This window comes from Streptomyces sp. NPDC058373 (assembly GCF_042723275.1).
Lineage (GTDB): Bacteria > Actinomycetota > Actinomycetes > Streptomycetales > Streptomycetaceae > Streptomyces.
The window spans coordinates 43,610-66,232 of sequence record NZ_JBHXJE010000034.1; the positions used below are offsets into that span (position 1 = coordinate 43,610).

General features: G+C 74.3%; 20 protein-coding genes and 1 pseudogene. 12 read left to right on the top strand and 9 right to left on the bottom strand.

Translation table 11 applies throughout. The features are described from left to right. Positions 1-11: 11 nt before the first annotated feature. The 3 genes from ACFWMZ_RS19690 to ACFWMZ_RS19700 form a co-directional block, all read right to left on the bottom strand. Positions 12-740 (bottom strand): bifunctional DNA primase/polymerase, encoded by a 729-nt coding sequence (locus tag ACFWMZ_RS19690; protein WP_383181049.1) that lies wholly within the window; start codon positions 738-740, stop codon positions 12-14. Between the two features lie 141 nt (positions 741-881). After that, complete coding sequence (locus ACFWMZ_RS19695; protein WP_383180981.1) at positions 882-1,514, bottom strand: TetR/AcrR family transcriptional regulator; 633 nt, start codon at positions 1,512-1,514, stop codon at positions 882-884. A 268-nt stretch (positions 1,515-1,782) separates the two neighbouring features. Next, entirely contained in the window at positions 1,783-2,700 is a 918-nt protein-coding gene (locus ACFWMZ_RS19700) for a recombinase family protein (RefSeq protein WP_383203089.1), read from the bottom strand. Between the two features lie 373 nt (positions 2,701-3,073). Between ACFWMZ_RS19700 and ACFWMZ_RS19705 the strand changes: the two genes are divergently transcribed. The 3 genes from ACFWMZ_RS19705 to ACFWMZ_RS19715 are packed head-to-tail and all read left to right on the top strand — an operon-like array spanning position 3,074 to position 4,081. Next, complete coding sequence (locus ACFWMZ_RS19705; protein WP_383180987.1) at positions 3,074-3,400, top strand: PadR family transcriptional regulator; 327 nt, start codon at positions 3,074-3,076, stop codon at positions 3,398-3,400. Next, complete coding sequence (locus tag ACFWMZ_RS19710) at positions 3,397-3,753, top strand: DUF1048 domain-containing protein (RefSeq protein WP_053711997.1); 357 nt, start codon at positions 3,397-3,399, stop codon at positions 3,751-3,753. The genes ACFWMZ_RS19705 and ACFWMZ_RS19710 overlap by 4 nt, the downstream gene beginning before the upstream one ends. Before the next feature lies 1 nt (position 3,754). After that, a complete protein-coding gene (locus ACFWMZ_RS19715; RefSeq protein WP_043230017.1) occupies positions 3,755-4,081 on the top strand; it encodes a DUF1048 domain-containing protein in 327 nt (108 codons plus the stop codon). 66 nt (positions 4,082-4,147) lie between these two features. Here the strand turns inward: ACFWMZ_RS19715 and ACFWMZ_RS19720 are convergent, their stop codons facing one another. Then, a complete protein-coding gene (locus tag ACFWMZ_RS19720) occupies positions 4,148-7,276 on the bottom strand; it encodes a Tn3 family transposase (RefSeq protein ID WP_383203093.1) in 3,129 nt (1,042 codons plus the stop codon). 141 nt (positions 7,277-7,417) lie between these two features. Between ACFWMZ_RS19720 and ddaH the strand changes: the two genes are divergently transcribed. After that, positions 7,418-8,233, top strand: a complete 816-nt coding sequence (ddaH, locus tag ACFWMZ_RS19725; protein WP_383203096.1) for a dimethylargininase — start codon at positions 7,418-7,420, stop codon at positions 8,231-8,233. 24 nt (positions 8,234-8,257) lie between these two features. Here ddaH and ACFWMZ_RS19730 read toward each other — a convergent pair whose 3' ends face one another. From ACFWMZ_RS19730 to ACFWMZ_RS19740, 3 genes are read right to left on the bottom strand one after another with little or no spacing between them, the layout of a single operon-like run. Next, on the bottom strand, positions 8,258-9,316 hold the full coding sequence (locus ACFWMZ_RS19730) for a small ribosomal subunit Rsm22 family protein (protein WP_383181000.1): 1,059 nt from the start codon (positions 9,314-9,316) through the stop codon (positions 8,258-8,260). A gap of 41 nt (positions 9,317-9,357) precedes the next feature. Then, on the bottom strand, positions 9,358-10,500 hold the full coding sequence (locus tag ACFWMZ_RS19735) for a serine hydrolase domain-containing protein (RefSeq protein WP_383203118.1): 1,143 nt from the start codon (positions 10,498-10,500) through the stop codon (positions 9,358-9,360). Further along, positions 10,497-11,861, bottom strand: a complete 1,365-nt coding sequence (locus ACFWMZ_RS19740; protein WP_383181003.1) for a multidrug effflux MFS transporter — start codon at positions 11,859-11,861, stop codon at positions 10,497-10,499. Before ACFWMZ_RS19740 ends, ACFWMZ_RS19735 begins: the two co-directional genes overlap by 4 nt. Positions 11,862-12,087: 226 nt before the next feature. Between ACFWMZ_RS19740 and ACFWMZ_RS19745 the strand changes: the two genes are divergently transcribed. The 8 genes and pseudogenes from ACFWMZ_RS19745 (at position 12,088) to ACFWMZ_RS19780 (ending at position 21,411) form a co-directional block, all read left to right on the top strand. Then, entirely contained in the window at positions 12,088-13,101 is a 1,014-nt protein-coding gene (locus tag ACFWMZ_RS19745; protein ID WP_383203099.1) for a Gfo/Idh/MocA family protein, read from the top strand. Between the two features lie 1,307 nt (positions 13,102-14,408). Further along, positions 14,409-15,914 (top strand): hypothetical protein, encoded by a 1,506-nt coding sequence (locus tag ACFWMZ_RS19750; protein ID WP_383203101.1) that lies wholly within the window; start codon positions 14,409-14,411, stop codon positions 15,912-15,914. A 64-nt stretch (positions 15,915-15,978) separates the two neighbouring features. Beyond that, complete coding sequence (locus ACFWMZ_RS19755; RefSeq protein ID WP_383181015.1) at positions 15,979-16,758, top strand: SDR family oxidoreductase; 780 nt, start codon at positions 15,979-15,981, stop codon at positions 16,756-16,758. A gap of 55 nt (positions 16,759-16,813) precedes the next feature. Next, positions 16,814-17,035 (top strand): annotated as a pseudogene (locus ACFWMZ_RS19760) (lamin tail domain-containing protein); the annotation flags it as partial. 84 nt (positions 17,036-17,119) lie between these two features. Continuing rightward, positions 17,120-18,034: a PhzF family phenazine biosynthesis protein gene (locus tag ACFWMZ_RS19765; protein WP_383203104.1), complete on the top strand. Its 915-nt coding sequence runs from the start codon at positions 17,120-17,122 to the stop codon at positions 18,032-18,034. 27 nt (positions 18,035-18,061) lie between these two features. Next, entirely contained in the window at positions 18,062-18,490 is a 429-nt protein-coding gene (locus ACFWMZ_RS19770; RefSeq protein WP_383181022.1) for a MazG-like family protein, read from the top strand. A 36-nt stretch (positions 18,491-18,526) separates the two neighbouring features. Then, positions 18,527-19,297: a methyltransferase gene (locus ACFWMZ_RS19775; RefSeq protein WP_383203107.1), complete on the top strand. Its 771-nt coding sequence runs from the start codon at positions 18,527-18,529 to the stop codon at positions 19,295-19,297. A 101-nt stretch (positions 19,298-19,398) separates the two neighbouring features. Continuing rightward, the gene (locus ACFWMZ_RS19780; protein WP_383203121.1) at positions 19,399-21,411 is read left to right on the top strand and encodes a propionyl-CoA synthetase; all 2,013 of its coding nucleotides are present in this window, start codon (positions 19,399-19,401) and stop codon (positions 21,409-21,411) included. 16 nt (positions 21,412-21,427) lie between these two features. Here the strand turns inward: ACFWMZ_RS19780 and ACFWMZ_RS19785 are convergent, their stop codons facing one another. Both ACFWMZ_RS19785 and ACFWMZ_RS19790 read right to left on the bottom strand, forming a co-directional pair. Further along, complete coding sequence (locus ACFWMZ_RS19785) at positions 21,428-21,664, bottom strand: hypothetical protein (RefSeq protein ID WP_383181028.1); 237 nt, start codon at positions 21,662-21,664, stop codon at positions 21,428-21,430. Positions 21,665-21,781: 117 nt separating this feature from the next. After that, positions 21,782-22,621, bottom strand: coding sequence for a nitroreductase (locus ACFWMZ_RS19790; protein WP_383181031.1), 840 nt, complete (start codon positions 22,619-22,621; stop codon positions 21,782-21,784). Between the last annotated feature and the right edge of the window lie 2 nt (positions 22,622-22,623).

The window sequence follows — 22,623 nt, forward strand, 5'->3', positions numbered from 1 at the left end:
GGTGGGGGCGGTCAGCGGCCCAGGGGCCAGGCTGTAGTCGGGTCGTGCTCGCCGGTGTGGCGGGCGCTGGCGTCGGTCAGGCGTTCCAGCAGGGTCAGTGGGTCGGGGAGGGGGTGTTCCAGGCCGCGTACCCAGGAGACGCCGGGGCCCTCACCCGGCAGGCGGGCCGGGGGAAGCAGGACGTAGCTGCCCCGGCAGTGCCAGCGCAGGCCGGGTGAGGCGTCGTCGGTGTCGGGGTGGCAGTCCAGCTCGCAGGGCCACCACTCGTCCTCCTCCTCGGGGGTGCCCCGCGTCATGGTGAAGAAGAGCATCCGGCCGTCGCCCGTCTCGGCGACCGGGCCGACCTCGACCCCGGCGGCGAGGAGCGCCTCCAGTGCTTCGCGGCCCGCCTGGAGGGGGACGTCGAGCACGTCGTGGACGATGCCGGTGGCGGTGATGAAGTTGGCCTCGGGCTGATGCCGGGCCCAGCGCTCGACCTGGCCCCGGTCGGTGGTCGACTGGGTCTGCCAGGCGAAGGAGACCGGGTGGCGGGCGGGGGTGGGACACCCCATGCGCGCGCACGAGCAGAGGTAACCCTCGGGGTGGGCGGCGGGTGCCAGGGGCAGCCCGGCCCTGGCGGCGGCCAGCAGCAGCTCTTCGCGCTGGGCGGCCTGGTCGCCCGGGTCCTGTTTCGGCCGACGGTGCAGCCACTGGGAAATCCTGCTCTGTCCGCCGGTGCGGCGGCCGAACTCCGCGCCCATCGATCCCCTCACCTCGACATCGTGCGCTCCATGGTGCCACTCTCCCCGGCCCGGGGAGGCCGGTGGGACGCCCGGGGGGTACCGGGAACGGAGGCGCGGGGGGCGCACGACGGCGCAGATTGGCGCCGGGGAGGCGCGCGGTCAGCGCATCGCGAGGCCGCCGAGGACGTGGTCGACGAGGGCGTCGGCGTAGGCGTGGTCGAGCGGGCCGGTGCCCATCAGCCAGCGGTAGGTGAGCGGGGCCACCAGGAGGTCCGTGGCGATCGGCACATCGGCGTCCGGGACGATCTCGCCGCGCTCCCGGGCGGCGGTCAGCCGGGTCCCGTAGAGCCGCAGGCCGGGGGCGAGCGCGTGTTCCAGGAAGCGGGCGCCGAGCTGCGGGTTGAGGATGCCCTCGGCGGCGAGCGCGCGGGCCGGGTCGGCGTACGACGGCTCGTTCAGCTCGTCGACGGTGGCCCGCAGGACCAGCTTCAGGTCGGCGGCGAGGTCGCCGGTGTCGGGGAAGGCGGGGGCGTCGGGGGTGCCCTCGGGGACGACGGCGGAGCGCTGGGCCAGATCGAGGAAGGCTTCGAGGACGACGTCGCCCTTCGAGGGCCACCAGCGGTAGATGGTCTGCTTGCCGACGCCCGCGCGGGCGGCGATGGCCTCGATGGTGAGCTTGGCGTACCCGGACTCGGAGACGAGGGCGAGGGCCGACTCGTAGATCGCGCGGCGGGAACGGTCGCTGCGGCGGCTGGGGTCGGGGGTCGTGGTGGGGGCGGCCTTCTCAGACATACCCGCCAATGTAGCAGCGGGCGCGAACCGCAACGTACCGTCTCGCGACCGTCGGCACGAAGCCACAGCAAGGCGCGCGAAGCCACGTGGAGCCGCGTCGAGCCGACAGGGAGAAGGGGGGATTTCGGCGCGTTGGGTACCGGAGGGGATGTTCCGGGCGGAGCATGAGCGGCAGGGGCCGCCGACCGGGCGGGCCCTTCGCCCGTGAGGAGAGGAGTCCGACCTCGGGGAACATCGGTACAGCGGTTATCGGTGAGAACGATCATGGTCAGGGCGCGAGTGCGCTGACCCTGTTCTCGTACTCCCGGCGGGCCTTGCGCTGGGCTGGCACTGCGGGAAGACCCTGGCCGCCGCCGAGCGGCTGGCAGCGGGCGAGAAGCTGGCGGTGCACGGCGGGGACGGCGCTGACGCGCAGGGTGTAGCCCTGGCCGCGCCGTACGGTCACCCCCTGGTCGAGCGCGGCGCGCTCGGCGGGCTCCAGTTCGGTGGTGCGGAGGTAGTCGGCGACCTTGCCGGGCATGTCGAGGGTGACCGGCAGCTCCAGGACGGGAGGGCCCTCCTCGCTGTCGGTGTGGTCGGGCAGGAGGTCGGCGACGGCGGTACGGATGGCGCCGCGACTGACACCGTGGTCACGGGCGAGGGCCGCGATGGAGCGGCCTTCCAGGTACGCGGTGCGTACATCGGCGGTCTGGGCGGCCGCCACGGCGGGGCGGCGCCCGCCCTTCGCGCCCTTGGCCTCGGCGGCGCGCAGCCCGTCGTAGGTCAGCTCGCGCTGGAGGTCGCGTTGGAGTTCGCCTGCGGCGGCGAGGGTCTGCACCATGAACTTCACGGTGGACAGCAGCTCGCCGGTGCGGGGGTGGCGGGCGGTGAGGTCCATGGCGGAGAACGCGCCGTCGTGGATGCGCAGGGCGAGCTGGTCGCGGTGCAGGACTTCGAGGACGTCGAGGATGTGCTGGTTGCCGCGCACGAGGCGGAACATCTCGGAGATGTGCACGGTGTCGCCCGGTCGCGCGTAGGTGAGCAGTTCGCGGAACTTCGGGCGCTGGAGCGGGTGGAGGCGGCTGGAGGTGCCCGGGTCCTCCTCGAAGACGATCGGGTCCTCGATCCCGGCCTCGACGAGGACGAGGTCCTGGCGGGCGGTGGACTGCTGGTCGGTCGAGACCCGCTTGTAGACCAGGTTCGCCACCGAGGGGCCCCTTCCGTACGGAGGATCGGACCCTATCTGTCGTCAAACCCTGTCAGCAATCGCCATCGGATCTGATTGGATTCGCGCCGCCGCGAACCCCCGGACTTCCCGGGTTCATTGGACGCGTCAGCCGCCTGTCGTCAAACGATCGTTTGACGACAGGCACAAGCTGGCCGACAAGGAACCTGGGGATCCGGTAGACGCAAATCCAGGACCGGTCGGCGAGGCCCCGGGCTCCACAGCGGCGGCCACTCATCGGACCGGCTCCGCAATGCCCCGCTCCTCGATCGATACTGCCGCCCTCCGCTACTCGGTGATACCGTATAGCGGTACTCGGTAGCACGTAGTACTGACAGGCTGAGGAGCACCCGCGATGGACGACCTGACGGAGATGTTGAAGGGCACGCTCGAAGGGTGCGTGCTCGAAATCATCGGCAGCGAGGAAACCTACGGGTACGCCATCACCCGTCAGCTGAACGAGCTCGGCTTCACCGACGTCATCGAGGGGACGGTGTACACCATCTTGCTGCGGCTGGAGAGGAACGGGCTCGTCCAGGTGATGAAACGGCCATCCGGGGTCGGTCCGCCGCGCAAGTTCTACGCGCTCAACGACGCCGGACGCGAGGAACTCGCGAAGTTCTGGGCGAAGTGGCAGTACCTCTCATCACGCATCGACAGGCTCAAGGAGGGCGGGAGATGAACTTCTGGGAGAAGGTCACAGGCAGCGATCTCACCAGGGAATGGAAGGCGTTCGAGGCCCGGGTCGATGTCCTGCCGGACGACTACCGGGCGGCGTGGGGGCAGATCATCGCCCACCTTTTCCCCTACGGGGACTTCACCGGTCGCAACCTGATGCCGATCCTCGACTCCGCCCTGGGGCTGCTCGAAGTAGCAGCGGCGGACGGCCAGAGCGTCCACGAGGTGCTCGGCGAGGACATCCAAGGCTTCTGCACCGCGCTGGCCGGCGGAGCAGGGGCCCGGACTTATCGCGACCGGTGGCGCGAGCAGTTGAACAGGAACGTCGCGAGGAAATTGAGCCGGCTGGGAGGCTGACGTGAGCATTCAGGACATCATCGAAGGCAAGAAACAGTGGCGGGCGCACGTGGCTCGGGTCAAGGCACTCCCGCCGGACTACCAGATCGTCTACAAGGAGATGCAGAAGTACCTGTTCAAGGTCGGACCGATCAGCCTGCCTGACGGGCCCCTGCTCCCCGGGATCGTCGACTTCTTCGAGGAGGGCGTCGCCGGAGGCAAGGGAGTTGTGGAACTCATCGGCACCGACGTCGCCGCGTTCTGCGACGACCTGGTCAAGGACTCCCCTACCTACGCCGATATCTACCAGGCATCCATCAACGCGGAACCCGGCACTGACGAGAAGTGACGCCCGCCGCCCGGGTGCGGGCCGAAATCGAGGGCACTGCGTAACCGTCGAGCAGCCCCCTGGCGCTCACTCATCGCCCTCTTCGTCCTCATCCAGCTCGGGCGCCTCCGGATCACGCAGCGGACGCAGGGCACCGGCGGCAGGAACGCTGGCAGTGAAGCTGTAGCGGCCGAGCAGGTTCAGGTTGCGGTGCTTGAGCGGGGAGAGCCGGGCGATGTCCTCTTCCCGGATCTCGTTGCCCTCGGCGCGGAGCTGGGCGACGGCGGCGTCGATGTACTTCGTGGTCCAGAGCACGATGGCGTTGAGGACCAGGCCGAGCGCTCCAAGCTGGTCCTCCATCCCGTCGCGGTACGCCTGGTGGATGGTGCCGCGCTTGCCGTGGCACACGTCCCGGGCCAGCTTGTGGCGGGACTCCTGCACGGTGAGCTGCCGGTTCATCTGCCGGCGGTAGGTGTCGTCCACCGGGTCGACCACCCGCAACAGGTGCTCGGTCTTCGCGATTCGCCCGTACTCCGCGAACGCCGCCCCGAGCGGCGTCGGGCGCCCGTCGCGGCCGAACATCCGCAGCAGGTCGTAGGCGCGGACCTGGTTGGTGGCCAGGGAACCGGCGACCTTCAGCATGTCCGGCCAGTGCGTGATCACCTTGTTTAGATTCACGCGGTTGCGGGCCAGGTCCTCCACCGCGCCGTACGTGCCGGTCTGGACGCCGGGCATCGTGGCCCGCCAGAACCGCTGGTCGTCCAGGTCGCGGAACCGCGGGCTGAAGTTGTAGCCGAGGATCTTGAACAGGCCGAACACCATGTCGGAGTACGAAGCGTTGTCGGTTGCCACCATCTCCGGCTTCACCCCGCCGTCCAGGTTCAGCAGCGCGTCCAGGATGTGCAGGGAGTCGCGCGGGGTGCCGGGCACGACCATCTGCCCGATGCCCGCGACCTGGTCGTTGACCGCGTTGAGCCAGGTGATGCCACGCTTGAACCCGAAGTACTTCGGCGACGGGGCGGCGTTGATGGTGCGCACCGGCACCTGGAAGCGCAGCCCATCCACGGAGGCGAGCAGCCCGTCGCCCCAGTGGCGCACGATCGGGATGCCGGCCTGGGCGGCGATGAGCCGCGCGTTCGCCGCGGCGATGGTGTCGGCGCGCAGGTAGTACTGGTCGACGTGCACGAGCCGGGCCCGGGTCAGGGCCTCGTACCCGGGGTTGACCACCGGGGCCAGGCCGATGTTGCACGCCTCGGACACCAGCAGCGCGACCACCGAGGTGGGCAGGACCTTCATCCGGGTGGTGCCGTCGCCGAGGTGTACGAAGGCGTCGAGGAAGCCGGTCCAGGCGTTCACCTCGAACAGCAGGTCCGGCAGGTCGATCTTCGGGAGCATCTTCTCGACCCGCTTGCGCAGCCAGGTCAGGGACTTCGGTTCGCCAAGCGCGCCGAGCTTGTCGACGTTCAGCTTCACCCGCCCGTCGTCCTGCACCTCGATGGAGACCTTCGCCGTCGGCCCCGCCTCCTCCAGACGTTCGGCGAGCTGCTTCCATCCGGCGTCCAGGCCCCGCACCAGCTCCGCCAGGTGCTCCTGGACGGGCATGTCCAGGCTCAGGGCCGCCAGGACGTCCTCCTCAACCGCGTCCCAGTCGGCCCCGTCCAGCAGGCGGGCCCGCGGGTTGGACCAGCGGTGCGACGGTGCGGCGAACACGTCGCGGTTGTTCAGGGCCCGGTGCAGCTGCTCCAGCACGCACACCACGTACGCGTCCCGGTCCACCGCACCCTGCGGCAGATCGGGGTTGGCGTACACCGCCTTGCGCCACGCCGGCGGCACCAGCTTGTCGTCCACCTCGCGCGGCAGCAGCGGCTTGACCCCCACCTTCCGCCGGGCCAGCGCCGGAAGGCCGCGCACCCCGGCCAGGACCCGCTTGCCCGCGCTCGCCGCGTCCAGCGCCTTCGACTCACCCAGCAACGCGAGGAACGGACGCACCGTGGCGTACCGGTTCGCGAGCGCGGCCCGCATGGCGACCTCGGCCGAGTTCTCGTCCTCGGGCACCAGCGAGACCACTGTGGCCGCCGCGGTCATCACGGCGGCGCGCGGGGCGACCTCCTCCACCGCCGCCCACAGCGCGGCCACGTCCAGGTCCGCCTCCTGCTCCTCAACCAGCTCCAGCTCCTCGAACAGCACCTTCGCCGCCCGCGCGAGCACCCGCGACGCCTTCTCCAGCTGTGGCAGCGTCGACAGCCGCTCCTTCTCCGTCTTGCGCTTCGCCGTGTTCAGCAGCCGGGTGGCCATCAGGACCTGGAACAGGTCCAGGGCCTCATCGATCGCCTTCGCCTCCAGGTGCCGCATCACCGCGGTGAGCATTGCCGTGCGCTTCGGTTCCGCCGCCCGCTCCAGCAGCGGCGCCTTCGACCCCAGCGCGTACCGGGCCAGCGCCGCCATCCGGTTCGGCGGGATCTGCGACAGCCTCAGCCGCCCGAGCCGGTACGCGCCGATCTCGTCCACCCGCTCCAGCGCCCGGGCGAACGCCGTACCCGTCGTCCGCGTCGGCGGCCGGCGCAGCCGCTCCAGCTCCGAGAACCGCGAGCCCTCCGGCGTCTTCAGCGTCGCCACCAGATCCCCGGGCAGCGCCGGGTCCGCGCGGCGGGCGGCGCCCGCGACGGTGGCGTGCAGCCGCTTCTCCGCGACCGTCCGCGCCTCCGCCACCTGCCGGGCCAGCACGGACACCCCGGGCAGCAGGACCCGGTGACGGCGCAGCCAGCCCACCGCGTGGTCGAACAGCGCCTTCGGGCCCTCGGCGTGCGTCCACGCCCGCCCGTGCAGGAACGTACGGAACCGCCGGCCCCACTCGGCGTCCTCGTAGGGGTGGTAGGCGTAGGCGTCCCGGATCTCCCACGCGTGGTCGTACAGCGTCTGACGTCGCTCCGTGTACCGCTTGACCACCGACGGGTCCTCGATGCCGAGCTGCACGGCCAGGTGCTCGACCACCGGCCACGGCACCGCAAGCGGGTCCTCCAGGAACAGCCCGACATACCGAACCGTGCACATCTGGAGCGCGAACCCGAGCCGATGATGCTCCGTCCGCCGCAGGGCGATCAGGTCCCGGTCCACGTCGTCCAGGAAGAAGAACCGCTCCAGCTCGGGCCTCGTCGGCTCCTCGGCGAACGTCCCGTACGCCTCGGCCTGCTCATCGCTCAGAAATTCCACCGGCACGAGCCGGACCGTAGCCAGCCCCGGACCGGGCCCGGAGGCGTTTCATCGAACCCCAGCGGCGAAGTGGATCACTGTGCTAGACGGCCATGATCGTTCTCACCGATAACCGCTGTACCGATGTTCCCCGAGGCCGGAGTCCCCTTGCCTCGTCATGCCGCGGCCCGCCGCTACCTGATGTGCCGACCGGAGTACTTCACCGTCGCCTACGCGATCAACCCCTGGATGAACCCGGGCAAGCCGGTCGACGTCCCGCTGGCCGTGGCCCAGTGGGAGGACCTGTGCGACCGCTACCGCGCCTGCGGCCACACCGTGGAGGAGCTGGAGCCGCACCCCGCCCTGCCCGACATGGTCTTCGCCGCCAACGGCGCGACCGTGGTGGACGGCCGGGTGCTCGGCGCCCGCTTCGCCCATCCGGAACGGGAGGCGGAGGCGGAGGCGCACGCCGCCTGGTTCCGCGGCCACGGCTTCGGCGAGCCGGTGGAGCCGCTCCACGTCAACGAGGGCGAGGGGGACTTCGCCGTCACCCGGTCCTGGCTGCTGGCCGGGCGCGGCTTCCGCACCAGTCCCCTGGCGCACGCCCAGGCCCAGGAGGTGCTGGGGCGGCCGGTGATCGGGCTCGACCTGGTCGACCCGCGCTACTACCACCTGGACACCGCGCTGGCCGTCCTGGACGACCGGACCGACGAGATCATGTACTACCCGCAGGCCTTCTCGCCGGGCAGCCGGGCAGTGCTGCGGCAGCTCTTCCCCGACGCGCTGACCGCCTCGGAGGCGGACGCCGCCGTCCTCGGGCTCAACGCGGTCTCCGACGGGGCGCGGGTCTTCCTGCCGCAGGCGGCACAGGGGCTCTTCGGGCCGCTGCGGGAGCGCGGGTTCGAGCCGGTCGGCATGGACCTGAGCGAGCTGCTCAAAGGCGGCGGCAGCGTGAAGTGCTGCACCCAGGAGCTGCGGGGCTGACCCGCCCCAGGGACCCCGCCCGCGTCAGTCGGCGGGGTCCTCGCGGGGCGGCCACGCATCGCCCCACGCGGTGTCGCGGGCCGCCCGGTAGAGCGGGCCCTGCCGCTTGGTGACGGTCTCCCGGCGCAGTTCCCCGGTGTCGCGGCAGAGGTCGAGGAGGACCTGGCCCTTGCGGGTCTGCGGCCGGCGGACGACCCGGGCGGCGGCCGGCCCGGGGCGGAAACGGGTGGCGGCGACGTAGCTGAACTTCTCGTCCTCCCAGGCCAGGGAGGCGCCCTTGACCTGGCGGTGGAGGGAGGAGCGGCTGACCCGGGCGGCGAAGTGGCACCAGTCGGTGCCCTCCTCGATGGGGCAGGCGGCGCTGTGCGGGCAGGGCGCGGCGACGTGGAACCCGGCGGCGATCAGGCGGTCCCGGGCGTCGATGACGCGGCGGTAGCCGTCGGGGGTGCCGGGTTCGACGACGACGACCGCCTCGGCGGCGCCCGCGGCGGCGTCCACGACGGCGGTGCGGTCGGCGGCGGTCAGCTCGCCGAGTACGTAGGAGACGGTGACCAGGCCGGACGGCGGGACGTCGAGCGCCGCGTCGATCCGCGCCCGGCGCCACCGCGCGCCGCGCAGCGCGGCCGAGGGGGCGCGGGCGGTCAGTTCGCGGCCGAGGGCGAGGGCCGGTTCGGCCCAGTCGAGGACGGTGACGTGCCGGGCGCCCGGTGCACCGGGCCCGTCCTGCTCACCGGAGTCGTCGGAGACGTCGGGCCAGATGTCGGCGGCGGCCCAGACGGCGGCGCCGGTGCCGCCGCCGATGTCGGTGTGGCTGGTGGGCGTCCAGCCGGGGGCGGCGCCGGCGAGGGCGCCGAGGGCGTGCCGGTCGGCCTCGAAGGTGGCGGGCATCCGGTACGCGGCGTAGGCGACCACGTCGGAGCGGTCGCGCAGGACGGGGACGTCGGTGGGGGTGGCGCCCCGGTAGTTGGCGATGAGCCGCGCGGTGGCCTGGGCGGCCTGCCGGGGCGGGAGCCCGTCGACGAGTTCCGCGAGGGTGGCGCGGAGCGCCTCGGCGGGGGCCTGGGGGGAGAGTGGGGCGTGCACCGGGGAAGTCTACGAGGCGGGCGGGACTTTCCGGACACCACCTAGACGCCGGGCCCCGGGGTGCGGGCGGCGCGGGCCAGCAGGGTGGCGGCGGCCGCGCGGGGGGCGGAGTCGGCGGGGCGGCGGCGGGGGTGGACGGTGTTGGCGAGCAGGACGAGGAAGGTGTCGGTGGCCCGGTCGAGGACCAGGGAGGTGCCGGTGAACCCGGTGTGCCCGGCGGCGCCGTTTCCCGCGAGGCCGCCCATGAACCAGCGCTGGTCGATGCCGAAGCCGAGGCCGAGGCGGAGCATCAGGTCGACGTAGTCGGGGCCGAGGATGCGTGCCTGGCCGTAGGCGCCGCCACCGAGCAGGGTGCGGGCGAAGACGGCGAGATCGCCCCCGGTGGCGAAGAGCCCGGCGTGCCCGGCGACGCCGCCGAGCGCCCAGGCGTTCTCGTCGTGGACGGTGCCGCGCACCATGCCCCGGTCGCACTTGGCCCAGGGCAGCCGCTGGTCCTCGGTGGCGGCGGCCTCGGGGCGCGGGCCGAAGGAGGTGGCGGTCATGCCCAGCGGCCGGGTGATGCCGTCGTGGATCAGGCGGTCCAGACCGCGTCCGGTGAGGCGTTCCAGCACGAGCTGGACGAGGAGCAGGTTGAGGTCGGAATAGCGGGGCGGGCCGCCGGGCGCCACGAGCGGCTTCTCGTGGCGGAGCGCGTCGAGGCGGGCGGCGTGGTCCGGCAGCGCGTACAGCGGCAGTTCGGGGCGCAGGCCCGAGGTGTGGGTGAGCAGGTGGCGGACGGTGAGCCGGGCGTCGCCGGCGGCGGCCAGCTCGGGGACGTACGCGGCGACGCGGGCGTCGATGCCGAGGGTGCCGCGCTCCATCTGCTGGACGGCGGCGACGGTGGTGAAGAGCTTGGTGAGGGAGGCGAGGTCGAAGGGGGTGTCGAGGGTGACGGCCACCCGCCGCTCCTCGGGGAGTTCGCGCGGCGCGTCGGCCTCGGTGTCCCACCCCTCGTACCGCACGGCCCAGCCGGTGGCCTCCTCGACCGCGACGTAGGGGCCGCGCCCGGCGACGACGACCGCCCCGGCGCACCAGGGCCGGCGGCCCTGCGGCAGGCGGCGGACGCCCCGGACGAGTGTGCGCAGCTCGCGGGGGTCGAGCCCGGCTCTCTCGGGGGTGCCGGGGCGCAGGCGGGGGGCGCTCAGCTGTCCGCTCCTCCCGTGTGCGGCGCACCGGCCGGGGGCTGGGTGCGGCGGGGCCTGGCGAGGGCGGCCCAGCAGGCGGCGGCGAGGAGGGCGCAGGTGAGCTGGAGGACCGCCATCGGCACGGCGGTGTGTTCCCCGGCGACGCCGACCAGCGGGGAGGCGACGGCGCCGACCAGGAAGGACGAGGTGCCGAGGAGGGCGGAGGCGGAGCCCGCCGCGTTCCGGGTGCGCATCAGGGCGAGGGTGGTCGTGTTGGGGGTGACCAGGCCGAGCGCGGAGACCAGCACGAAGAGTCCGGCGGCGACGGGCACCAGTCCGACCTCGCCGAAGACGCCGAGGGTCATCAGGAGCAGGGCGAGGGCGGCGGCGGTCATCAGGGTCAGGCCGGTGGCGAGGACCTTGTCGAGGCTGACGCGGCCGACGAGGACCTTGCCGTTGAGCTGCCCGGCGCCGACCAGCCCGACCGAGTTGAGGCCGAAGAGCAGGCTGAAGGTCTGCGGGGAGGCGCCGTAGATCTCCTGGACCACGAACGGGGAGGCGCTGATGTACGCGAAGAGCGCTGCCGAGGCGAAGCCGGCGGTGAGCAGGTGGCCGGTGAAGGGGCGGTCGGCGAGCAGGCCGCGCATGGTGGTGAGGGTGGCGCGGAAGCCGCCGGAGTGCCGGTCCTCGGGGGCGAGGGTCTCGGGCAGCACGCGGTGGACGAGGAGGAACAGGCCGAGGCCGATCAGGGTGAGGACGCCGAAGACGCCGCGCCAGTCGGTGAACCGCAGCAACTGGCCGCCGATCAGCGGGGCGACGATGGGGGCGGCGCCCGAGATCAGCATCAGGGTGGAGAAGAACCGGGCCATGGCGAGGCCGTCGTACAGGTCGCGGACGACGGCGCGGGCGATGACGATGCCGGCCGCCCCGGCGAGCCCCTGGACCAGCCGGAAGGTGACCAGCAGCGCCGCGTCGGGGGCGACGACGCACAGGGCGGTGGCGAGGACGTAGAGGACGAGACCGGCCAGGAGCGGGCGGCGGCGGCCCCACTTGTCGCTCATCGGTCCGACCACGAGCTGGCCCAGTGCCATGCCGGCGAGGCAGGCGGTGAGGGTGAGCTGCACGGTGGCGGCGGAGGCGCCGTAGCTGGTGGTGACCGCGGGCAGCGCCGGGAGGTACATGTCCATGGAGAGCGGCGGCACGGCGGTGAGGCCGCCGAGGACCAGGGTCACCAGGAAGCCGGTGCGGCGCAGCGCTGGGGTGGACCGGACCGAGGCGGAGGCGGCCGGTCCGCGGGGCGGTGGGGTCTCCCCGGAACTCGTCCGCGTGGGGGCCGTCGGGGGGTGCTGCTCCCCGTGGGTGGTCGGGCCGCCGTCCGGCATGCTGCCTCTCCTGTACTGGGGCCCGCGGGGCTTGTTCGGGCACGCGGGCGCGGTCGTTCGGTCGTTCGGGCTCCTTATGCTCTCAGCTCGGTGAGGATGGTCGAGACCTTTTCGGCCGGGCCTGGCCGGCGGTCGGTACGGACCCGGACGACGCTGTCCGGATCTGTACGCCGACACACGACGAGGCGGCGCCGCACGGGCGCCGCGCCGAGGCAAGGGGTGGGGCATGGCGGAGACGGTGGAGAGCGGCGGGGCCGAGGCGCCGGTGCGGTGGGGGGTGCTGGCGACCGGGGCGATGGCGGCGGCGTTCACCGAGGACCTGCGGCGGCTGCCGGACGCCGAGGTGGTCGCGGTCGGCTCGCGCACCGCGCGGTCGGCCCGGGCCTTCGCGGACCGCTTCGGGATACCCCGGGCGCACGGCAGCTGGGCGGAGTTCGCGGCCGACGCCGAGGTGGACGTGGTCTACGTGGCGGCACCGCACAGCGAGCACCGCCGGGCGGCCGGGATGTGCCTGGAGGCGGGCCGGGCGGTGCTCTGCGAGAAGCCGCTGGCGCTCGGTGCCCGGCAGGCCGGGGAGCTGGTGGGGCTCGCCCGGGAGCGGGACGTCTTCCTGATGGAGGGCATGTGGATGTGGTGCAACCCGCTGATCCGGCGGCTGGCGGCGCTGGTCGCGGACGGGGCCGTCGGCGAAGTGCGCACGGTCACCGCCGACTTCGGACTGCCCGGCCCGTTCCCGCCCGGCCACCGGCTGCTCGACCCGGCGCGCGGCGGCGGCGCCCTGCTGGACGTGGGCGTCTACCCGGTGGCCTTCGCCCAGTCGCTGCTGGGCGAGCCGGAGCGGGTGACGGCGCGCGCCACGCTCTCCGCCGAGGGCGTCGACACCCACACCGCGATGCTGCTGGAGTGGGCGGGCGGGGCGCAGGGGCTGCTGCACTGCTCACTGACGGCGGACACCCCGCGGGCCGCGTCCGTGGCGGGGACCGGCGGATGGATCGAGGTGCCGGGAAGCTTCTTCCGCCCGGACCGTTTCGTGCTGCACCGCACGGGCCGGGAGCCGGAGGTCTTCCGCAGCGCGGGCGGCCTGGACGACACCTGGGCCCCGCAGGCGGCTGAGGTGATGCGCTGCCTGCGGGCCGGTGAGCGCGAGTCACCGCTGGTGCCGCTGGGGGCGACGCTGGGGGTGCTGCGGACGGTGGACGCGGCCCGCGCGGTGGTCGGCGTGCGGTACCCGGGCGAGTAGGCCCGCCGCCGACCGCCCGTACGGACCGGGGCCGTACCCCCCCGTCCTCCGGTTGCCCGCTGCTGGTGCGGCCCGGCGCCGCGCGGCCTACGTTCGAGCGGCGTGGGGCGCGCGCCCGGCCGCCCCGTCCCCGAGGAGGAGCACCGTGGCGCTGCATCAGGTGTGCCGGTCGGCCGCCGGGGGACGGTGCCGCGGGCACGGACGACGCCACCCAGGACGTGTACAGCACGCGGCTGAGCCGGCGGGCACTGCGTGTCCCCGAGCGGGGGGGCCGACCCGGTGGTGGTGCTGTCGCTGATCCGCGACGAGCTGGCGAGGGACGCAAGCGCCGGCCGGGCTGCTCTTTTAGCTGAGCGCCGCCCGACCGTGCCCGTCAAAGACGGCCTCAATCGCCGGCCGGGCTGTTTTGTGGCTGAGCGGCGCTCGACCGTCCCCGTCAAAGACGGCCTCAATCGCCGGCCGGGCTGGGGTTCGGGTGCGGCGCCGTCTTGACCGTGCCGGTCACAGATGGCCTCAAACGCCGGCCGGGCTGGGGTTTCCTCGGTTGACGGTGGTCTTGAGTGCCGGCCCCGCTCCACGGGGTTTCGCCGGTGCTCCGGTGGGTGGGTGGGGCGGGGCCGCACCGGGGCACCTCCTCACAGACAGACGAGGCTGGAGCCAATAGAGAATGCGGGCTCCTCACGTCAGTCTGTGAGGAGGTACACCGGTGCGGCCCCGCCCACACCACCCCTACGGACAAACCGCGAACCCCACGGCAAGGCCGCCGCACTCATAGCCAGCGGCAACCGACAAAACCCCAGCCCGGCCGGCGCTTGAGGCCAGTCAGGGACCGGCACGGTCGAGACGGACAGACGGCCGAAGACAGCCCGGCCGGCGCTTGAGGCCAACAGGGACCGGCGCGGGCGAGCCGCGCCCCGGCCGAAGACAGCCCGGCCGGCGCTTGAGGCCACCCATGAGCGCCGGGACATTGACACCCTCTGCGCAGAGCCCGATCGTTTCCGTACCGGCGCGCGCTCCCGCGCCGGACGGAACGGGGGGACCACGTGGCACCGGAGAAGCACAGAGACGACGGACCCGAACCGCAGGACGCGGCCGAGCGAGCGGCGCGGGGCGGCAGCGGGGCGCCCGACCCGCGCTCGGCGCCCTACGGCGGCGCACCCCTGCCGCCGCGGCCCACCTCGCCCCCGCCCACTCCACCCCCTGCCAGGGCGTGGCCCCCGCCGCCCGGTCACGCCCCGCCGCCGGGCCCGCCCGGCCCCCCGGAACCTCAGGGCGACCCGGACGCGGTCCGCGCGATCGGTGTCGGCGTGCTCAACCTCAGCGGGCTGGGCCTCGGTTACCTGGCGCTGCGCCGGTGGCCCCTGGCCGCCGTCTGCATGGCGGCGACGGCGGGGCTGGCGTTCGCCGCCCTGCCCGCACGGCCCGAGGGGGTGCCGGGCGCGCTGGTCGCGGCGTGGGTCGCCGTGGCGGTGCTGGCCGCCGCCGACGGGGCGCGCCGCGCGTTGCGCAGGCCGCTGCCCGGGTGGCCGCGCCCGGCGCTGGTGCTGGGGCTCGGCCTGGTCCTGCTGGCGGTCCCGGCGGGCGGCACGGTGGCGTACGGGAGCGCCCGTGACGAGGCGGTCGAGGAGATGCTGCTGGAGCGACTGGCGAAGACCGACGCGCTGGCCCAACGGGCGGCCGGGCGCGCGGGTTTCGCGGCCGGGAAGGCGGACTACACCAAGGCGGTCGAGGGGTACGCCGGGCTGGCCGAGGACCACCCGGAGCGGCGCGCCGCGAAGGAGGTGCCCGCCAAGCTGGAGGCGCTGTACGAGTCGGTGGCCGCCCCGTACCGCGAGGACGACCACTGCGAGGCCGTCGAGCCGCTGACCTACCTGCGCGGCCTGCCCGACTCGGTGGGCGAGAAGGCGCTCGGCAAGCTGGCGACCTGGCCCGACAGACCGCTGGCCGACTCGCTGTACGCCTGCGGCATGGGTCTGGTGGGCGAGGGCCAGGCGGGCACGGGCGGCGACCACCTGACCGAACTCCTCGCGGAGTTCCCCGAGTCCAAGGAGGCCGGGCAGGTCGGTCCGGCGCTGCTGACCGAGGCCTCCGAGCGGACCGGCGCGCTCTCCGACGCCGCCTGCGACAACACCTCCCGGCTGCGCGCCCTCGACGCGCTGAGCGAGAAGCTGCCCGCCGAGTCGGTGACCGGCGTCTCGGACAAGGCCCGCTCGGGGGTGGAGAAGGGGACGTACGCCTGCGGGGTCGAGGAGTTCGAGGAGGGGGAGTTCGCCGAGGCCGCGAAGACGTTCGCCGATTTCGCCGACACCTACAAGGACAACAAGAACCGCGACAAGGCCCGCAAGGCGGCCATCGCGGCCGAGATCGCCGAGGAGCGTCCGGCGGCCGGGCGGAAGCTGCCCCCGGCCGGGACGCCGGGCGGTGCCCGGATGGAGCTGGTCGTCTCCAACGGCGGGCCCGGCACCGTGGAGGTCCTCTACACCGGTCCGGTCACCGGCCGCGTCACCCTGAAGGCGTGCGCGGGCTGCGAGGCGTACAGCAGTGCGGCGGCGGGCAAGGCGGGCGCCTGCAAGGACAAGGGCACCTCGTACCCGAAGCAGCGGCTCTCGCTCCCGGCGGGCACGTACCACTTCCTGTACAAGCGGGGCTCCACCTCCGACGCGGTGCGCAGCCACTCCTCGGGCACGAGGATCGAGCCGGGCTACACGTACACGGACTGCGCCTACACCGTGCGGGGGCTCGGCGGGCTGGTCCCGCCGCCGGTGGACGGCGCGGCCTGGACGCCGCCGCCGGGTGGGGCGCGCGACCGGTGAGGTGACGGGGCCGGGGCGCCGTCCGCCCCGGCCGCCGGGCCTGCGGCGCCCTACGCTGCGGCCCATGACTGACGCACAGCAGAACGCAGAGCCGGGCCGGACCGCCGTCGTGACGGGCGGGGGTTCCGGCATCGGCCGGGCCGTCGCCCTCGAACTCCTCGCCCACGGCTGGTCGGTGGCGCTGGCCGGGCGGCACGGGACGCGGCTGGAGGAGACCGCCGCGCTGGCGGGCGAGGCCGCCGGGCGGGCCCTGGTGGTGCCGACCGACGTGACCCGGCCGGAGGAGGTGCACGCGCTCTTCGCCTCCGCCGCGGTGCGGTTCGGCTCGCTGGGCCTGCTCTTCAACAACGCCGGGCTCTTCGGCGGCGGGGGCGTCCCGGTGGAGGAGCTGGCGTACGAGACCTGGCGCGAGGTGGTCGAGGTCAACCTCAACGGCGCCTTCCTCTGCGCCCAGACGGCCTTCCGGCACTTCAAGGAGCAGCGGCCGCGGGGCGGGCGCATCATCAACAACGGCTCGATCTCGGCGCACACCCCGCGCCCGCACTCGATCGCGTACACCGCGACCAAGCACGCGATGACGGGGCTGACCAAGTCCCTGTCGCTGGACGGCCGTCCGTACCGGATCGCCTGCGGCCAGATCGACATCGGCAACGCCGCCACCGACATGACCGACCGGATGCGGGCGGGGATCCTCCAGGCCGACGGTTCGGTGCGCGCCGAGCCGGTGATGGACGTGGCCGACGTGGCGCGGACCGTACGCCACATGGCGGAGCTGCCGCTCGACGCCAACGTGCAGTTCGCCACGGTGATGGCGAGCGGGATGCCGTACATCGGGCGGGGCTGATCCACGGGGGACCGCGCCCCTCCTCGCGGCGGGCCCGGCCGCCGCCCACCAGGGCGGGCTCCACCACACCTTCGGCAGCTACAAGATCGGCGCCGGCAAGACGGTCAAGGTCCGCACCGGCACCGGCAAGGACGTCTCGGGCGCCGTGTACTGGAACCGCAGGAGTTACGTGTGGAACAACGACGGCGACGAGGCCCGCCTGATCGAGCCCAGCGGCCCCCTCCGCGGCTCCTGCTCGTGGACGAAGAAGGACAAGGGCACCAAGAACTGCCACTGAGCCGGTATGCGGGACCCGGGCGGGCGGCTCAGGAGGCCCGCCCGGCCCGGGAATAGCCCCCGGGCGCCCCCGGTTGGCACGGCCATGAGCCTCGCCGAGACCCCCGCCCCGACCGCCGAGCCCGCGGTCCTGCGGTACGCCGCCTTCACCCACGACCCGGCCGGGGGCAACCCCGCCGGGGTGGTCCTGGACGCCGCCGGGCTGGACGACGCCACGATGCTGGCCGTCGCCGCCCGCCTCGGCTACAGCGAGACGGCCTTTCTCACCCCGCCGCCCACCGGTGCGCAGGAGGGCGGGGACGGCGTCCGCGCCTACCGCGCCCGGTACTTCAGCCCGCAGGCCGAGGTGCCCTTCTGCGGCCACGCCACGGTGGCCACCGCCGTCGCCCTCGGCGAGCGCCACGGCACCGGTGACTACCTCTTCCACACCCAGGCGGGGCCGGTCCCGGTCACCGTCGACGAGCGGGACGGCGCGCTGCGCGCCACCCTCACCAGCGTCGCCCCGCACACCGAGGAGTACCCCGACGCCGACCTCACCGAGGCGCTGGCCGCCCTCGGCTGGGAGCGCGCCGACCTCGACCCGGCCCTCGCCCCCCGCGTCGCCTACGCGGGCGCCCGTCACCTGGTGCTGGCCGCCGCCACCCGGGACCGCCTGGCCCGGCTCGACTACGACTTCACCCGCCTGCGCGACCTGATGCGGCGCACCGGTCTGACCACCCTCCAGCTGGTCTGGCGTGACCCCGCGGACCCGCTGGTCTTCCACGTCCGCGACCCCTTCCCGGTCGGCGGCGTGGTCGAGGACCCGGCGACCGGCGCCGCCGCCCTCGCCTTCGGCGCCTACGCCCGCGAGGCGGGCCTCGTCCCCGACGCCGCCGAACTCACCCTCCACCAGGGCGAGGACATGGGCCGCCCCGGCCTGCTGACGGTCACCCTGGTCCCGGGCGACCCCCGCGTCCGCGTCGCCGGTACGGGCGTCCCGCTGCCCGAACCGGCCGCCTGAGCGGACGGGGCGTGGCAGGGTCGGGCCATGGACGCCCACGACACGGACACGCCCCTTCCGGCGGCCCGGCCCTCCCCCGCCGTCGCCGGTCCCGCCGAACCCTGGGACGCCGTCGAGGTGTTGTACGCCTGGCTGGAGCAGCACAACCGCCAACCGCCCGGTGAGGCGCTGCTGCTGCGGATGCTGAAGCTCGCCGAGGAGACCGGGGAGGTGGCCCAGGCGGTGATCGGCGCGATCGGGCAGAACCCGCGCAAGGGGGTCAGCCACGACTGGGACGACGTCCGGGCGGAGCTGTGCGACGTGATCGTGACGGCGATGGTCGCGCTGCGCACCCTCTCCCCCGACGCCCGTACGGTCCTCGCCGCGCACCTGGCCCGGACCGCCGCGCGCACCGGGACCCGCCCGCCGGACGCCCCGACCGGGACGCCCCCTCCCCCGCCCACCGCCGGTAAATGAGGGGCGTCGCCCGCCCCGCCTCACTACCGTGCGCCCATGACCTCTACCGACCCCGCCGGCCCGCCCCGCCCCCGCGCCCTCACCTTCCACGGTCCCCTCGGCGAGCCCCGCGCCGCCGACCTGACCGCCCGCCTCGCCGCCCACCAGCCCGCCACGGTGCTGGACATCGGGTGCGGCTGGGGCGAGTTGATGCTCCGGGTGCTCGCCGCGACGCCGGGCGCCACCGGGACCGGCCTGGACCTGGACGAGGACGACCTGGCGCGCGGCCGGGCGCTGGCGGCCGAGCGGGGCCTCGCCGGCCGGGTGGAGTTCCTCGCCGAGCAGGCCGCGGGGACCGGGCACGGCCCGGCCGACCTGGTGCTGTGCACCGGCGCCTCGCAGGCGCTGACCGGGGCGGCGCCGCCGCGCCTGGTCCCCGAGGCGCTGCGGGAGCTGCGGCGGTTGGTGCGGCCGTGCGGGCGGGTGCTGCTGGGTGAGGGGTTCTGGCAGCGGGCGCCGAGGGCGGAGGAGTTGGCGCTGATGTGGCCGGACGCCGCCGCGAGCGACCATCCCAGCCTGCCGGAGCTGGTGGACGAGGTGGTCGCCGCCGGGTTCCGCCCGGCCCGGATCGAGACGGCGACGCCGGTCGAGTGGGAGGAGTTCGAGTCGGGCTACCGCGAGGACGTGGAGGTCTGGCTCGCCGCCCACCCCGGCCACCCGCTGGCCGACGTGACCCGGGCCCGCGTCGACCGGCAGCGGGACTCCTGGCTGCGCGGCTACCGGGACCTGCTCGGCATCGCCTACCTGACCCTGGTGCCGCAGGACTGACACCGCGCCGTCCCGCAGGGGGCGCATACGCGACGGCCCCCGGGGGAACCGCCGATGACCGCGCATGGCCACGGGAGCCGCCGCCTCCCCCGAACGGGGGCATCGGCGCAGATCAGGGCCGGTCAAGGTCTTCCCCCGCCCGGCCCCGACCCCTACCATCGCGCCCATTCGCCCCGCCCCGGCGGGCCCGGCGGCCGCCGGACGCCGGGCTCCCCGAAAGGCCACGGTGCCCGATGCGCACGTACCGCGAAGCCCATCAGCTCAGCCTCACCGACCCCGAACGCTTCTGGGGCGAGGCGGCCCGGGAGGTGAGCTGGACCCGCGAGCCGAAGCGGGTGCTGGACGTGGACGCGGCGCCGCTGTACCGCTGGTTCCCCGACGGCGAGCTGAACACCTGCGCCAACGCCCTGGACCGGCACGTGGCGCTGGGGCGGGGCGAGCAGCCGGCGCTGATCCACGACTCGCCGGTGACCGGCTCCCGGCGGACCCTGACGTACGCCCAGCTGCTGGAGGAGACCGCCAGGTTCGCGGGTGTGCTGCGGGGTCTGGGGGTGGCGAAGGGCGACCGGGTGGTGATCTACATGCCGATGGTGCCCGAGGCGGTGGTGGCGATGCTGGCGTGCGCGCGGCTCGGCGCGGTCCACTCGGTGGTGTTCGGCGGGTTCGCCGCCTCGGAGCTGGCGGTGCGGATCGACGACGTACGCCCGAAGGTGGTCGTCGCCGCCTCCTGCGGCGTCGAGCCGTCCCGGGTCGTCGCCTACCACCCGATCCTCGACCGGGCGCTGGAACTGGCGGCGCACGCGCCCGAGCGGTGCGTGGTGCTCCAGCGTGAGCGGCTCACCGCCGCCCTGGTGGACGGCCGCGATCTGGAGTGGGCCGCGCTGATGGCCGAGGCGCGTCCCGCCGACCCGGTGCCGGTCGCCGCGACCGATCCGCTGTACGTGCTCTACACCTCGGGTACCACGGGCCGTCCCAAGGGCATCGTCCGCGACAACGGCGGCCACGCGGTGGCGCTGCTCTGGTCGATGCGGAACATCTACGACGCCTCACCCGGCGACGTCTTCTGGACCGCCTCGGACGTCGGCTGGGTGGTCGGCCACTCGTACATCGTCTACGGGCCGCTGCTGCTCGGCGCCACCACCGTCCTCTACGAGGGCAAGCCGGTCGGCACCCCGGACGCGGGCGCGTTCTGGCGGGTCGTCGCCGACCACCGGGTGTCGACACTCTTCACCGCGCCCACCGCCTTCCGCGCGATCCGCAGGGCCGACCCGGAGGCGGAGCTGCTCGACGCGTACGACACCTCCTCGCTGCGCCACCTCTTCCTCGCCGGTGAGCGGCTGGACCCGGACACCTACCACTGGGCGGGCGACAAGCTGGGCGTCCCGGTGATCGACCACTGGTGGCAGACTGAGACGGGGTGGCCGATCGCGGCCGACCTGATGGGGCTCGACCCGCTGCCGCTCAAGGCGGGCTCGCCGACGGTGCCGGTCCCCGGCTACGACGTGCGGGTGCTGCGGGCCGACGGCGGGGAGTGCGCGGCGGGCGAGGAGGGCGCGCTGGCCATCCGGCTGCCGCTGCCGCCGGGGACCCTGCCCACGGTGTGGGGCGACGACGACCGCTACGTGGCCTCGTACCTGTCGGCCTTCCCCGGGTACTACCTGACCGGCGACGGCGGCTACCTGGACGAGGACGGCTACCTCTTCGTGATGGGCCGCACCGACGACGTGATCAACGTGGCCGGGCACCGCCTGTCGACCGGCGCCATCGAGGCGGTCCTCGCCGGGCATCCGGAGGTCGCCGAGTGCGCGGTGATCGGCGCCGCCGACCCGCTCAAGGGCCAGCTGCCGCGCGGCCTGGTGGTGCCTAAGGCCGGCGCGGGCCAGGACCCGGAACGGCTCAGGACCGAGCTGGTGGCGCGGGTGCGCGAGGAGATCGGGGCGGTCGCGGCCTTCCGCCGGGTGGACATCGTGCCCGCCCTGCCCAAGACCCGTTCGGGCAAGATCCTCCGCAAGACGATGCGCTCGCTGGCCGACGGCCGCGACGAGCCGGTGCCCTCCACCATCGAGGACCCGGCGGTCCTGGACGCGCTGCGCGGGGTGCTGCGGGAGAGCTGAGCGCCGCGGGCCCCGGCTACCAGGGCAGTGGGCCCCGCCCGCCGCCGCCCGCCGCCAGCAGGTAGGAGACGGCCAGCACGATCACCACGATCGCGGCGAAGACGTAGAGGGGCCGGAAGCGGTACACGCTCCGCTTCACCGCGAGCAGCCGCTGCCCGCGCCCGGGGACCGGGCGGCGCTGCTCAGGCGCCGGGCGCACGGCCCGCCCGAACCGCCGTCTCCAGTACACGAAGCGGTAGTACAACTTGGTCATCGCGGTCATCGTCGCCCCCCGGCGGTCGTCTGCTGCTCCCTCCATCGTGCACGCACAGGCGTGCGAACGGCCCGGACCCCGTCGGAAGGGGCCCGGGCCGTCGCGGTGGGACGGGGCTCAGTCGCGGACCGTCAGCACCTCGGCGAGGCTCCTGCGGCCGGTGCTCCTGGGTACGGGCGGGCCGTAGCCCAGCCGCAGCACCATCTGGACGTGGCCGGGGCCCTCGGCCGGGTCGCGCAGCAGCCAGCGCAGCGAGGGCTGCTCCAGGGCCCGGGTGACCGGGCGGCGCTGAGGCCGGCGCGGGTCGCGGTGAGCAGGACGCGCTGGAGCGCCTGCCCGGCGGCGAGCCAGTCGGCGGGTTCGTCGCTGGAGGGTGAGGAGCAGGGCCAGCTGCGGTTCCCGCTCGGAGTCGGCCCAGGGCCCGTCGGGGCGCTCCCCGAACTCCCGCGCGGGGGCCTCGCCTTCGCGCCTCCGGGGGCCGAGCGCGGACCGCGGGATCCCGTCGGGAGCCTCGTCGCCGGACCGCGGCCGGCTCTCCTCCTCGGCGCGGTGGCCGGAGGTCTCGCCCGCCTCGGCGTCGGCGAGGACGTCGAGCACCATCCGGTATTGCCAGCCCTCGGGGAAGACCAGGCGGGACCGTTCGGCGGTGGCGGCGCGGCCGAGCTGCTCGCGGACCACCTCGGGGATGCGCCTCTCCTCGTAGGGCTGCCGGTTGGTGCGGCGTTCGGCGACGGCCGGGTGGAGGGCGGCGGCCTCGCGTTCGATCTCGCCGCCGCGCGGCCGTACGGCGGCGAGCACGTCGCCGCCGGTGGCGGGCGGCAGCGGCGAGAGCCAGGCGTGCAGCCCGGCGCGGGCGGCCGCGACGCGCAGGTTGAACAGGGCGGCGCCGCAGCCGACGTGGAGCGCCCGGCGGCGCGGGTCCTCCTCCGGGAGCGCCCGGGCCGCGTCCGCCGGCACTC